11 protein-coding genes are annotated in these 13,780 nt (G+C 63.1%); 3 read left to right on the top strand and 8 right to left on the bottom strand.

Annotated features, from left to right (window positions below):
* Positions 1-158: 158 nt before the first annotated feature.
* The 6 genes from katG to I4484_RS08980 all read right to left on the bottom strand — a co-directional run bounded on the left by katG (position 159) and on the right by I4484_RS08980 (position 5,868).
* Positions 159-2,357, bottom strand: a complete 2,199-nt coding sequence (gene katG / locus I4484_RS09005) for a catalase/peroxidase HPI (protein ID WP_197450613.1) — start codon at positions 2,355-2,357, stop codon at positions 159-161.
* A gap of 205 nt (positions 2,358-2,562) precedes the next feature.
* Entirely contained in the window at positions 2,563-3,033 is a 471-nt protein-coding gene (locus tag I4484_RS09000) for an AAC(3)-I family aminoglycoside N-acetyltransferase (RefSeq protein WP_197450612.1), read from the bottom strand.
* Between the two features lie 261 nt (positions 3,034-3,294).
* A complete protein-coding gene (sigZ, locus tag I4484_RS08995) occupies positions 3,295-3,864 on the bottom strand; it encodes an RNA polymerase sigma factor SigZ (protein WP_197450611.1) in 570 nt (189 codons plus the stop codon).
* 306 nt (positions 3,865-4,170) lie between these two features.
* Positions 4,171-4,683 (bottom strand): DinB family protein, encoded by a 513-nt coding sequence (locus I4484_RS08990; protein ID WP_197450610.1) that lies wholly within the window; start codon positions 4,681-4,683, stop codon positions 4,171-4,173.
* Between the two features lie 117 nt (positions 4,684-4,800).
* The gene (locus I4484_RS08985) at positions 4,801-5,244 is read right to left on the bottom strand and encodes a DUF1801 domain-containing protein (RefSeq protein ID WP_197450609.1); all 444 of its coding nucleotides are present in this window, start codon (positions 5,242-5,244) and stop codon (positions 4,801-4,803) included.
* Positions 5,245-5,499: 255 nt separating this feature from the next.
* Positions 5,500-5,868: a truncated hemoglobin gene (locus I4484_RS08980; RefSeq protein ID WP_197450608.1), complete on the bottom strand. Its 369-nt coding sequence runs from the start codon at positions 5,866-5,868 to the stop codon at positions 5,500-5,502.
* Between the two features lie 104 nt (positions 5,869-5,972).
* Between I4484_RS08980 and I4484_RS08975 the strand changes: the two genes are divergently transcribed.
* Positions 5,973-8,033 carry a hypothetical protein gene (locus I4484_RS08975; RefSeq protein WP_197450607.1) on the top strand — a complete coding sequence of 687 codons (2,061 nt, stop codon included), beginning with the start codon at positions 5,973-5,975 and terminating at the stop codon, positions 8,031-8,033.
* 50 nt (positions 8,034-8,083) lie between these two features.
* Here I4484_RS08975 and I4484_RS08970 read toward each other — a convergent pair whose 3' ends face one another.
* Positions 8,084-8,740 (bottom strand): TetR/AcrR family transcriptional regulator, encoded by a 657-nt coding sequence (locus I4484_RS08970; RefSeq protein WP_197450606.1) that lies wholly within the window; start codon positions 8,738-8,740, stop codon positions 8,084-8,086.
* A gap of 91 nt (positions 8,741-8,831) precedes the next feature.
* On the opposite strand from I4484_RS08970, the gene fabF reads away from it, so the two are divergent.
* Together fabF and I4484_RS08960 are read left to right on the top strand one after the other, a co-directional pair.
* Complete coding sequence (gene fabF / locus I4484_RS08965) at positions 8,832-10,097, top strand: beta-ketoacyl-ACP synthase II (protein ID WP_197450605.1); 1,266 nt, start codon at positions 8,832-8,834, stop codon at positions 10,095-10,097.
* Between the two features lie 345 nt (positions 10,098-10,442).
* The gene (locus I4484_RS08960) at positions 10,443-12,890 is read left to right on the top strand and encodes an FAD-dependent oxidoreductase (RefSeq protein WP_197450604.1); all 2,448 of its coding nucleotides are present in this window, start codon (positions 10,443-10,445) and stop codon (positions 12,888-12,890) included.
* A gap of 13 nt (positions 12,891-12,903) precedes the next feature.
* Here the strand turns inward: I4484_RS08960 and I4484_RS08955 are convergent, their stop codons facing one another.
* Entirely contained in the window at positions 12,904-13,779 is an 876-nt protein-coding gene (locus I4484_RS08955) for a LysR family transcriptional regulator (RefSeq protein ID WP_217626099.1), read from the bottom strand.
* Position 13,780 lies beyond the last annotated feature (1 nt).

Here is a 13,780-nt window from a genome sequence, read left to right as displayed (position 1 = left end):
CGAAACGTTTAGGGCAATGCCAACGAAAGCATGAGGCGTTGCTAGCGCCACTTCTTTTGATCTGAGTCGGGACATAAAAAAACCGGAGGCTGGTTGCTCAGCCTCCGGGATCAGTTTTGAAGCCCACCAGGCCCGCGTTACTGCCGCGGACCTGTGCTTCAGCGATGCAGGTCGAAGCGGTCGTTCTCCATGACCTTGACCCACCCTTTCACGAAGCGGTCGATCATGCGCTCCTCACCGCCGTTGGCGGCGTACTCCTCGGCGATGGCGCGTAGCTGGGAGTTGGAGCCGTACACGAGGTCGACGCGGGTGGCGGTCCACTTCTTCTCGCCCGTCTTGCGAATGCGTCCTTCGAAGCGCTCTTCGCTCTCGTCGAGGGGCTCCCACACGGTGCCCATGTCGACGAGGTTGACGAAGAAGTCGTTGGTCAGCTGGCCGGGGCGGTCGGTGAGGATGCCGTCGTTGTTGTCACCCACGTTGACGCCGATGGCGCGCATGCCGCCGAGCAGCGCGGCCATCTGCGGTACGCTGAGGTTGAGCATGAAGGCGCGGTCGACCATCAGGTGCTCGGCGGGGATGGAGGTCACCTGGGGCTGCATGTAGTTGCGGAAGGCGTCGTGCCTCGGCTCCAGGTAGGCGATGGTATCCACCTCGGTCATCTCCTGGGTGGCGTCGGTGCGGCCCGGGGTGAACGGCACGGTGACGTTGTGCCCGGCCGCCTTGGCCGCCATCTCGACCCCGACGCTGCCGCCCAGCACGATCATGTCCGCCAGCGAGATGTTGGCCTCCGAGGCGTCCTTGATCTGCTTGAGCTTGTCGATCACGTCATACACGCCGGAGCGCTGGTTGATGTCCCAGCCGGTCTGCGGCTCGAGACAGATGCGCGCGCCGTTGGCACCGCCGCGATGGTCGGTCTGGCGGTAGGTGCAGGCCGAGGCCCAGGCGGTGCTCACCAGCTGCTTGGCGCTGAGGCCAGAGTCGGCGATCTGCTGCTTGAGCGTGGCGATCTGCTGGTCGTTGACCAGCGGCCCCTGATGCTCGGGCACCGGGTCCTGCCACACGAGCACCTCGTTGGGCACCTGCGGGCCGAGGTAGCGGGCGCGCGGGCCCATGTCGCGATGCAGCAGCTTGTACCAGGCGCGGGCGAACTCGTCGGCGAGCTTCTCGGGGTTCTGGTGGAATTCCTTGGCGATCTCGAGGTAGATGGGGTCGGTGATCATCCCCATGTCGGCGGTGTTCATCACCGGCGGGTTCTTCTTGCCTTCCACATGGGCGTCGGGCACCCAGTAGCCCTCCTTGACCTCGACCGGCTCCCACTGGTTGGCGCCGGCGGGCGACTTCTTCACCTCCCACTGGTGGGCGAAGATGGTGTTGAGGTAGGCGTTGTCCCACTGGGTCGGCGTCGGGGTCCAGGCGCCTTCGAGGCCGGAGGTCACGGTGTACTCGCCGAGGCCGGTCTCATTGGTGTTGGCCCAGCCGAAGCCCTGCAGGTGAATCTTGGCGGCCTCGGGGGCCTCGCCCACGGCATCCGGCGAGCCGTTGCCGTGCATCTTGCCGAAGGTGTGGCCGCCCACCGTCAGCGCGACGGTCTCGCGGTCGTTCATGCCCATGCGAGCGAAGGTCTCGCGTACGTCCTGGGCGGACTTCATCGCGTCGGGAATGCCGTTGGGGCCCTCCGGGTTGACGTAGATGAGGCCCATCTGCACCGCGGCGAGGGGGTTGTCGAGCACGCGGCTGCCGTCTTCCCAGCTGCCGGTGTAGCGCTCGTCGTTGGTGGCCAGCCACTCGGTCTCGGGGCCCCAGTAGATGTCGTCCTCGGGTGCCCAGATGTCGGCGCGGCCGTAGCCGAAGCCGAAGGTGCGGAAGCCCATGGTTTCGAGTGCGCGGTTGCCGGCGAGTACCAGCAGGTCGGCCCAGGAGATCTTCTCTCCGTACTTCTGCTTGATCGGCCATAGCAGGCGGCGGGCCTTGTCCAGGTTGCCGTTGTCGGGCCAGCTGTTGAGCGGGGCGAAGCGCTGGGCGCCGGTACCGCCGCCGCCGCGGCCGTCCAGCGCACGATAGGTGCCGGCGGCGTGCCACGACATGCGAATGAAGAACGGGCCGTAGTGGCCCCAGTCGGCGGGCCACCAGTCTTGCGAATCGGTCATCAAGGCATCGAGATCGGCGCAGAGTTCGTCGACGTCGAGCTGCGAGAATGCCTCGGCATAGCTGAAGTCGGCCCCGAACGGGCTGGCGTCGGGGTGTTTCTGGTGCAGGATGTTGAGGTTGAGCTGGTCGGGCCACCAGTGCTCGTTGCCCTGCAGGCGGGACGTGGTGCGCGCCCCATACTCCCGGCGTGTAGGCTTTTGATCGGACACGGTCTTCTCCTCGACTGGATGGTGGCCTACAGGGTATCTGAGCCGATAACGCCGCATCGCCTCATGTTGTTGTAAACGCCTTCCGGCCCTTCGCCGCAGGCATTGAGCGTCCCGTAAGCCGTCAAGTATCAGTCAAGGATTAGAGAGCGAAACCGTCAAGCTGGAGAGAGGCTTTCGCCTCGATAGGGGCAGGCTATGAGAAGGCTCAGCTGCGCCTGACGGGGATATCGAAATGCAGGACGTTCTCCCTGATGCCCAGCTTCGAATACAGGGCGATGGCCGCCTCGTCTTCCGGTCCCGTATCGGCCTGGACGAAGATGACGTAGGCTCCGCGCGCCGCAGCGGTATCCTTGAGCGCCTCGATCAAGGCCGTGGCAATCCCCTGGCGCCTGTATTCGGCGGCAACCGCCAGGTCGTAGAGATAGACTTCACTGCGCTCCTGCTCGAACTTCTTCAGCTCGTACGCGGCCAACCCCGCCACCACTTTTCCATCCCGAAGGGCGACCAGGGCAATGAACTCATCCCTGGCAAGCAGCCGGCTCAGGTAATCCGCCGAGGGCCGGCTGCCGACATAGGTCTTCATGTCGCCAAATGCCTGTCCAAACACCTCCATCAAGGCGTTCATGAGACCAAGGTCGTCACTATCAAGACGCTTTATGGCTTGTCCCAGGTGCATCGTTCCGATGCCCTCCAGTCAATGGCGGAGCAGAGACGCCGCCTAGTTGGCGCTACCAGGGCAGGCCTGGCGTGTCCTCTGCACGGCCTGGAGGCGGTGTCGTCTCGATAGACCTTCGCTCGCTCGGACTTGGTCATCTGTGCTCTCCTCCGCTCGGCAAGGTGTGATCCTCAACCGGATTCAGCCAGTTTTCTGTCGCGCTATCAAACGCGATAGAGAGCCGGATCGCCATTTCCGGACTAATGCCAACGCGGCCTTGTGCTAGTGACATTGGCAGCGTTCATCGAGGTCGTAGTTCAACACCTCTCCGCGCTGGTTCATTTCGACCCGACAGCACTCCACCAGCGCATCGTGCAGCATGGTGCGACCGCGCTGCACGCGGGACTTGGCGCCGGAGATCGACAGCCCCGCCTGGGATGCGTACTGTTTCTGGCTCAAGCCGCTCTCCAAGGTGGAGAGCAGCGCTTCGCGGTACTTTTCCGGCAGCTTGCCCATGAGCGGGCGCAGGCACAGCGCCAGTTCCGCTTCCACTCGCTCATCTGCCTCCGCCTGTTCCTCCAGCTCCGCCGGCAACGGTTCCAGCGGTTTGTGTGCCCGATAGTGATCCACCAGCGCATTGCGCGTGATCTGGTAGAGCCAGGCGCGCAGCCGGGAGCCGTCTCTCAGCTCATCGCGGTGTGCGAAGGCCTTGATGAGGACGTCATGCACGACGTCCTCTGCCACGCCCTCGTCCGCCAGCCGTCTGCTCACGAAGCGCAGGAGTTCGCTGCGAAACGTCTGCCACAGCAGGCGTTGGGCCTGTTCGTCGTTCGCGCTCAACGACACCCGCATGAATCCTCCTCCGTGGTTGGGCCGCAGCACTTGGCCTTGGCCTTGGCCTGTGGCTGGCAGCAGGTGGCCTGTTCGCTTGGGTCGCAGCATGAATGCGATGCGATGCCCTGCCCGGCCGCCTCTGCCGCGGGGCGCGCGCTCTCGACCGCAGGAGCCGTGCGGCTCGATTCTGACGATACGGCTGATGGCATCTTCTTCAGCATGGCATGTTCCTCCTGGATAGATGCCTCGCCCTTTGCGAGGCCTTCACAACAGGAGACGGATCAGGCGGCAGAAGGACGCAAAATTCTCCATCTGGCTTCCAGATCAGGTTGCATGGCGCAGTGCCACCTGCGGTAGCGCGATCAAATCCGTCACGCCATAGTCCTTGCCGCATTGGCTCAGCAACGCCGTCAGCTGGCCCCGATGATGGGTCTGGTGATTGAAGAAGTGCGTGACCGCAAACCACATCTCGAGGGAGCGAGGCTCGGGGTTGCTGATACTCGTATACGCCAGCGTGGCTGAAAGCTTGTCTTCCGTGAGCGATTCGGCCCACCGCACGATCTCTTCATCGGTGGCTTTCCGGTCATCTCTCAGCGCATCGAATGCAGGGTGAAGCTCTTGGTCCAGGCCGCTGACGTGAAATGCTTTCCCGGTGAATCGCGCCAGCCAGATCTTGTCCGCCAGCAGCAGGTGGTTCAGGGTACCATGCACGGACTTGAAGAAGACTCCACGATCTTCATGCCGCTCGGCCTCCGAAAGCTCGGCGCACACGGCGTAGAGACGCTCGTTCATCCACCGGTTGTAACTGGCTAGATCTCTTGCCTGTTGCGCATGCATGTCGACACCCTCCTGAGGCCTGGCATTAAGCGGGAGCAGATCACCACCAGCTTACTCGGCTAGACGACATTCATTCAGCTTTCTTTGAGATCCAGGTGACATTGGCCCGGTCGCTCGCTAGAACATACGCTCCCCGGGCAGCCGGGCTGCCTGGCGAAGCCACTCTTCCAGTTGGGCTTCGTCGATCGGCTCATCCTGGTGGATGTGCAGGTAGCGCGTGTTGGGGTCCTTGGAGGCGACAGGCGGGGGTGGCTCCAGCGAGGCGCCGTTGAGAAACGCCACCTTGATGTACCTGGTGAAGCAGTGAAAGGTGAGAAACCAGCCCTGGCCCCCGATGCCATAGAAGGGCGAGTTCCACCTCACGGCCTTGCGCACCTCGGGCAGCGTACGCACGATGAGCTCGTCGAGCCGGCGCCCGACGTCCTGCTTCCACTCCGGCATGGCGGCGATGTAGGCCTGTACGGGGCCGTCGCCGTCACCCTTGGGGATCTGCGGGTTGCCTCCCGAAAGCAGCTTCGGTTTCGCTTCTGCCGCTGGCTTGGCCTTGTCGCGTGGCATCATGCTCTCCTCCTGTCCAGGCCGAACGAGTGCAGTTGAAATGTCGCGGTAGCGTATACGTTACCGTCGCCCTTTCCGGTGTCGCTCAGCACATCAGCTACAGGTTAGGCGAAGACTTGGCCCTTCATGGCGATGTTGCACAGACCGGTATCGACCGACGCCAAGCTGGCCGATACCGGCATCGGGAGAATAGGACACCCGGCCCGACGGCCGAAGCAACCGACCGCGGCTGGGGATGGCCGAGCGGCATGACCTCGCTCATCGGTGGATGATCTCTCCCTTGAGCGAATAGGCGATGCCCAGCACTTCGTCGCAGACCGGTCGCGGATACTCCATCTCGTTCATCGCCTGCATGATGTCGTCCATCACGGCCACGTATTCGGCCGCGCTGACGTTCATCCCGGCGTGGGTCTCGAGCATCGAGCGCCCGGTGTACTCCACCGGCCCGCCGGTACCGGCCGCGATGAACTCCTTGACCTTGATGCGGGCCCGCTCCAGCGCCTCCTGGTCGAGGGCCTGGTAGCGTGGGCCGGCGACGTCGTTCTGCAGGTGGAGTTCGACGATGCGGTCGCAGAGCTTGTCAATACCGTCGCGACCGCCGAGTCTGTGATAAAGGGTTTCGTTCATGGCGAGATGCTCCTTTCTTGGATGCGGTTTCGGTTCGGTGCCGTGGCACCTACATAAAGGGCGTAACATTCCTTGTTACAACCGCAACAAAAGGCAATTGAGCGATGACGAAAGCGGACCTGTCGTCGATTCGCACCGCCCTCGACGCCGGCGACTTCGCCCTGGCCCAGCAACTGCTCGACGGGCTTTCGATGCCCCCTTCAGCCGAGCTGCTGGCGCTACGAGCCCAGGCGGCTTACGGCACCGGCGACCTGGAAGGTACGCTGGCCGCCTATGGCGAGCTCTACCACCTGCACCTGGAAGCGGACCGTCTCCATGAGGCTGCCTTCGCCGCCGTCATGGTCGGCATGTACCTGATGATGGACACGGGTTTGATGGCCACGGTACGCGCGTGGCTGTCGCGGGCGGAACGCCTGGTGCAAGACGCGCCGGACAATCCCGCCTGGGCGTGGCTCGCCGCGGTGCGCACCTATGAGCGCCTGATGTGCGGTGACATGCCGGGCACGGCGCAGTGGGCGCAACGGGCCATGGACGAAGGCCAACGGCACGGCCTGGCACCGCCGTCGATCATCGGGCGGGTGGCCATGGCGCGGGTCCGCATCCATGACGGCGACCTCGACGAAGGGCTGAGTGCGCTGGACGACGTTGCCGTGGAGCTGAGCTCCGGCCATCTCGACCCCCTCACCACGGGGCAGATGTGGTGCGAGGTCATCTGCGCCATGCAGTGGATCGGCCAGCACGACCGCGCCGAGGAGTGGACCGAGGCGATGGAACGCTGGCGTCATGGGGCGGCGTTCGGTGGGCTCAACGGGCGCTGCCGGGTGCACCGCGCGGAGATCATGCGCCTGCGCGGGCCATGCGACGCCGCCGAGCAGGAGGCGCTGCTGGCCTGCGAGGAGCTGCGCCCGTGGATGCGGCGGGAGTACGGCTGGCCGTTGACCGAACTCGGCAACGTGCGGCTGCGCAAGGGTGACTTCGCCGGTGCCGAGGAGGCGTTTCTCGCGGCGCATCAAAACGCCTGGCTGCCTCAGCCGGGCCTGGCGCTGTTGCGATTGGCCCAGGGTCGGGCCGACGAAGCGCTGTCCATGATCAACGGCGCCCTCGACCATCCATTCGACGTGCCGTCGAAGGAGCGCCCGCCTTCGGGAGGCCTGCAGCGGGCTCCCTTGCGCGATGCCCAGGTGGTCATTGCGCTGGCGGCCGGAGACGGCGACACGGCTCGCACCGCCGCAGCCGACCTCGCGGAGATCGCCCGGACGTACCGCAGCCGCACGCTGCAGAACTCGGCGCTCGCCGCGCAGGGGCGCCTGGCGTTGTACGACGGTCAGGCGAGCGATGCGATACGGCTTCTCAGCGAGGCCGTCATGGAGTGGGTCTCGCTGCGAATGCCGTTCGAGGCAGCGCAACTGCGCGTCGAGCTCGCGGCGGCGCACCGCACGGCGGGCGACGAGAAGACGGCCGAACGGGAGCTCGAGGCGGCGTGTCGAGCCTTCGAGACCCTCCATGCCCTGCCCTGGGCGAAACTGGCCCGCGAGCACCTGCCGGTCACCGCGTCGCGGCAAGCGGCCGAGCCCGAGCAGTGTGTCTTCCGTTGCGAGGGGGACATGCGCACGGTGACGTTCGACGGTCTTACCGTGTACCTGAAGGATCTGAAGGGCATGCACTACCTGGAACGCCTGCTGACGGAGCCCGGCCGGGAATTCCACGTGCTCGACCTGGTGGCAGTGGAGCGTGGCTCACTCCCTGTCGGTGACACTGTGGATGGCCCCAGGCGCGATGCCCATTCCGGCTTGGGCCAGGCGGGGCTGGAAGTGTTCGACTCGAAGGCGCGTGAGGCCTACCGACAGCGGCTCGCCGAGACCGAAGAGGACATTGCCGAGGCCGAGGCAAACAACGACTTCCACCGCGCCGAGTTGGCGCGTGCCGATCGTCAGTTCCTGATCGATGAGCTTCGTCGCGGCGTCGGCCTGAACGGCCGGGCCAGAGCCGTCGGTGACGGCCTGGAACGCGCTCGCACCAGCGCCACCCGCTCGCTGCGCTACGCCCTCAAGCGCATCTCGCAACATCACCCGAGCCTCGGCGAGCACCTGGCGCGAACGATCCGCACCGGCAGCTATTTCGCCTACGAACCCGACCCGCGCGCGCCGGTGCACTGGATGACCTGACGACCCCGGACGGGCACGCCGCTCCGGACTTCAGGGCCGATCGAGTACGCTCAAACGCCGCCCTGCCCCGCAGCTCCCGTCATGCCGTCCAGTTCGCTCTCGTCGACGCCGAGCATCTGCAGGATGTTGCGCTGGGCGGCGTCGAGGATACGCTGGCGCTCCTGCTCGCTGGGCAGGCTCTTGGCGATGGCCACGGCACCGACCAGGGAGGCGAGAATCACGCGGGACTTGTCGGCGATGATCTCGCGGTCGGGCTCGAAGGGCAGTTTCTTCAGGCGGCTCAAGGCGATGAGCCGGGTCTCCAGCATCTTCTTCATGCGCAGGTAGGAGGCCTCGAAGAGCGTACGGATCTCGGCGTTCTCGTTGCCGATCTCGTTGAACAGCACCGACTCGGGACCCGGCTTGCGCTTGCGCTCCAGTTCCTGCAGGTTCCAGCAGTTGGCGACCAGCTCCGTCAGGTGCTTCACTGAGAGGGGCCCCTTGACCAACCGGGCCGCGCGGCTGCTCTCCAGGGTTTCGCGCACCGAGGCGTGATAGAGCGCTTCCTTCGAGGCGAAGTGCGCATAGAAGGCGCCATGGGTCATCTTGGCCAGCTTCATGATCTGGCCGATGGAGACCTTCTCGAAGCCCTTTCGGCTGAACAGCTCGATGGCCGACTTGAGAATGCGCTCACGCGACTTGGCCTTGTGGTTCGTCGAGTAGGGCATGGCGATCTCACACTCCTACGCTGAATATTATGTTGATCATATCAACCTGACTGCTAGCGTGGCACAACCCCAAGCTGTTCAGGAAATTACCATGCAATCACCGCTCGTCATCACCGGCATGGGCATGATCAGCCCGCTTGGTTGCGGCGTCAAGGCAGGCTGGGAGCGCCTGCTGGCCGGCCGTTCCGGCCTCTCCATGATCAGCCGATTCGACACCGGCGAGCTGCCCATCAAGGTGGCAGGCTCAGTGCCGGGCATCGAGGACGACCCCCAGGCCGGCCTCGATCCGGATCGCGTGGTCGACGCCAAGGAGCGTCGCAAGATGGAGCTGTTCAGCCTCTACGCCATGGCCGCCGCCGAGGAAGCGCTGCGCCAGGCCAACTGGTTCCCCGAAAGCGACGCAGACCGGCTGGCCACGGCCACCATCGTCGGCTCAGGCATCGGCGGCTTCCCCACCATCACCCAGGCGCAGAATACCCTCTCCACGCGCGGCTACCGCCGGCTCTCCCCTTTCACCGTGCCGGCCTTCCTGGCCAACCTGGCGGCGGGCAACGTCTCGATCCGCTACGGCTTGCGCGGGCCGATCGGCTGCCCGGTCACCGCCTGTGCGGCCGGCGTGCAGGCCATCGGCGACGGCATGCGCATGATCCGCAGCGGCGAGGCCGAGGTGGCCCTGGTGGGCGGTGCCGAGGCCTGCATCGACCCGCTGTCGCTGGCCAGCTTCCACGCCATGAAGGCGCTCTCGACCGAGCAGGACGACCCCGCCCGGGCCTCGCGCCCCTTCGACCAGGCGCGCAACGGCTTCGTGATGGGAGAAGGCGCGGGGCTGCTGGTGATCGAAACCCTGGCCCACGCCGAGGCACGCGGCGCCACGCCGCTGGCCATCCTCAGCGGCTACGGCACCAGCGCCGATGCCCATCACATCACCGCCGGCCCGGAAGACGGTAGCGGTGCCGCGGCGGCCATTCGCGCGGCGCTGCGAATGGCGGGCATGACGCCCACCGATATCGACCATATCAACGCCCACGCCACCTCGACGCCGGTCGGCGACCGCGCCGAGATCGCCGCCCTGCGCAACGCCTTCGGTGACGCCCTCGGCGACATCCCGATCTCCGCCACCAAAGCCTCGACCGGCCACCTGCTGGGTGCCGCCGGGGGCGTGGAGAGCATCTTCTCCATTCTGTCCGCCATGCACGACCGCCTGCCCCCGACCCTGAACCTGGAGCACCGCGACGAGGACCTTCACGACCTGGACATCGTCTCGGGTGAGGCGCGCCAGCACGCGACCCAGCACGTACTGTGCAACGGCTTCGGCTTCGGCGGGGTGAATGCGGCGCTGATCGTGAGCAAGGTGTAGGGATCAGCTCTTCGCTGACTTTTGAGGGGCACTCAAGCGCCGGGCGAGTCCGGCGCATCCCTGCATGTCACTTCGCATAAAGCACCTCTTAATAAACTGATCGTCTATTAAATTTTCAGAGAATGCCTCAGCTCGCGAGGCAACCTTTCAATATTGGTGGTAACGAACTAATCCAGGGGCTGCTGTGATGCGCATCGCCACGCTTACATTGCCTGCTCGACGGCAAGGTTGGCAAGTCAAACGAATAAGCTCAGCTTATTAATCACCCAAAGAAAAATCGTTGGCTTCCGCCTGGCTCGCTCCCTAGCATCGGAACAAAAGGACAATAACCCCGGGAGACTGACCATGAGCCAGACAGTGCCGAGCTCGGCCCGCGTCGTGATCGTTGGCGGTGGGGTGATAGGCTGCAGTGTGGCCTATCACCTGACCAAGCAGGGAATCCGCGACGTCGTCTTGCTGGAGCGCAACTCACTGACCTGTGGGACGACCTGGCATGCCGCCGGACTGGTGCCGACCCTGAGAGCCACTTACCGGATGAGCATGCTGGCCCGCTACAGTGCCGACCTGTATGAACGCTTGCGCGATGAAACCCAACAGGACACTGGTTTTGTGCGCAACGGCTCATTGAGCGTGGCCACTCACCAGGAGCGTTTCACCGAACTCAAGCGCGGTGCCTCGATGGCCAAGTTATGCGGTTTCCCTTGCGAGGTCGTGGATTCGCAAAGGGCGAGTGAGCTGTGGCCGTTGATGAATACCGACGATATCGTCGGGGGCATCTACCTCCCACTCGACGGTATCGTTAATCCGGTCGATGTGACCCAGGCCTTGGCCAAGGGGGCGCGCATGGGAGGAGCCAGAATCTACGAGAATACCAAAGTCCTCGAGATCAAGGCCAAGCATGGCACGGCCACCGGCGTGGTCACCCAGTTGGGTGACATCGAAGCGGAATACATCGTCAATTGTGCCGGCATGTGGGCTCGCCACCTCGGCAGGAAGACAGGAGTCAATATCCCGCTTCATGCCGCCGAGCATTACTATGTCGTCACCGAAGCGATGCCTGACTTGGCGACCCAACTGCCTACCCTAAGGGATCTCGACAACTGCAACTATTTCAAGACCGATGCCGGCAAGTTGCTGATTGGTACCTTCGAGCCAAATGCCAAGCCGTGGGGACACGAGGGTATCCCCGAGCATTTCAGTTTCGATGAGCTACCGCCGGACCTCGACCACCTGGAACCTTACCTTGAGGCCGCCATACGACGCGTGCCCGCCCTCGCCAAGACCGGCCTCCAGGTCATCTTCAACGGCCCCGAGAGCTTCACTCCGGATGACCGATACCACCTTGGTGAAGCTCCGGAGCTGCGCAACTATTTCGTCGCCGCCGGGTTCAATTCGGTCGGCATTCAGTCTGCAGGAGGCGCCGGCAAAGTACTTGCCGAATGGATCAGCAAGGGACACGCCCCGATGGATCTGTGGGACGTGGATATACGTCGCAACTTGCCCTTCCAGGGAAATGCCACCTATCTCTATGACAGGACCACCGAGGGGCTGGGCCTGCTGTATGCCATGCATTGGCCATTCCGCCAGTTCGAAACGGCACGCAATGTACGAAAAAGCATCCTGCATGACCGACTGGCAGCGGCCAACGCGTGCTTCGGCGAAGTGGCAGGATGGGAGCGGGCCAATTTTTTCGCTCCCGAGGGTGAAAAAGCGGAATATCGGTACAGCTGGGGCAAGCAGAACTGGTTCGATTGGTCAGCGGCGGAGCATATGGCCGTGCGCGAGAAAGTCGGACTGTTCGATCAGAGCTCCTTTACCAAGCTGCTGGTGCAGGGCCGCGACGCGGTAACGCTGCTCAACCGTATCTGCAGCAACAACATAGACGTGAGCCCGGGGCGCATCGTCTATACCCAATGGCTCAACGAGCGTGGCGGCATCGAAGCCGACCTTACTGTCACTCGACTCACGCAGGAGGCTTTTCTAGTCGTCTCCGGTGCGCCGACCCAGACACGTGATCTCGACTGGCTGCAGCGAAACACCCCCGAGGAAGCAAGGGTCGTGGTGACCGACATGACCTCATCGATGGCCGTGCTCGGTGTGATGGGCCCTGCTTCGCGCGAGCTACTGCAAAGTTTGACCGATGAGGATCTCACCAACGAAGGCTTCCCTTTCGGCACGTCGCGCGAAATCGAGCTGGGCTATGCCCGGGTGCGTGCTTCGCGCATCACCTATGTCGGTGAATTGGGCTGGGAGTTGTATATTCCCACCGAATTTGCGCCGGATGTCTTCGACCGGATCATGGCGGCCGGTAAACCCTTCGATCTCAAGCTATGCGGCTACCATGCACTCAACTCGTTGCGCATCGAGAAAGGCTATCGACATTACGGTCATGACGTCACTGAGGAAGACACGCCGCTTGAAGCGGGGCTATCCTTCGCTTCGGATTTCGACAAGCCGGATGGCTTCATTGGTTGCGAAGCACTACTCCGACAGAAAGAGGAGGGTGTGACGAAGCGGATGGTATTGTTCCGATTTCTCGATCCGAAAGCCACCAACTTCCATGAAGAGCCGATCTACCGCAATGGCTCAATTGTAGGCCGCACCACCTCGGGTATGTTTGGTCATTACGTTGGTGCCAATATTGCCATGGGCTATGTCGAAAACCCCGCTGGCATCACAAAACAATGGATCGAGAGCGGAGAATACGAAATAGAAATCGCCATGCATCGGTACAAGGTCGAGGCAAGCCTGCGTGCGTTCTACGATCCCGATATGCAGCGAGTAAAGCGTTGATGCGACCCGTGCGCTAGCCGAGCTCCTTCAGCAGCCAGTCGTGGAATGCCTGGGCAACGCCGGAAAGCGGCCTTTCATGCAATTTGATGAGGAAATAGCTTGCCTGGCATTCCATGCCCTCTCGGAATGGCGACATGAGAAACTTGTGCAAATACGAGCCTTGGACCAGCTCGTCATTGAGCAAGCAGACGCCTACGTTCTCGATCGCCAGGCTGGCGGCTATGGTATAGCTATCGACGTAGAAAAGCTGGCCACTCGCGGTGGATTCTGGCAAGTGTCGCGTGAGCCAGTCTTTCCAGCCGTTGGGAGTGCCAAGAACATCGATCAGAGGCAGCTCGAGCAGGTTACCGGTATCGCGCAAGTGATTGGCCAGGGTTAACGAGCAATAAGGACGTATCTCTCTCGACAGCAGGCACTTGGCCTGATATGAAGGCCAATTGCCTGAACCATAACGGATTTCCAGTTCGGCGCTGCTTGGGGGTGATTCCGCCTCCCAGTTCATGCCATAGATGCGTACCGTGATATGAGGGTAGAGTTTGGCAAACCTCTCCAGCCGAGGTGCCAGCCAGAACTGAGCGAAGGTGTTGTTGACGCTGAGTTCCAGCGTCCCCTGAGCTTCGGAATCGAAGATACTGTTTAGCCCTTTTTCGATGTGCCCAAGCCCTTCCCGCACCACGCCCAGATAGGCACGTCCCGCTACGGTCAGCTGGATGGCGCGTGTCCGCCTCTCGAAAAGACGCCGACCCAGCTTGTTCTCAAGCAGCTTGATCTGTTGGCTGACAGCCGATTGGCTCATGTTCAGCTCTTGAGCGGCTTGTGAGAAGCTCAGGTGCCGACCCACCGCCTCGAAGGTTTTCAACCAGTTGAGCTGGAGATTTTGCATAGGCATA

It is taken from the genome of Halomonas sp. SS10-MC5 (genome assembly GCF_015992245.1).
In the GTDB taxonomy this organism is placed as follows: domain Bacteria; phylum Pseudomonadota; class Gammaproteobacteria; order Pseudomonadales; family Halomonadaceae; genus Halomonas; species Halomonas sulfidoxydans.
The sequence above is the reverse complement of the archived record's forward strand: the minus strand, read 5'-3'. Positions and strand labels throughout refer to the sequence as shown.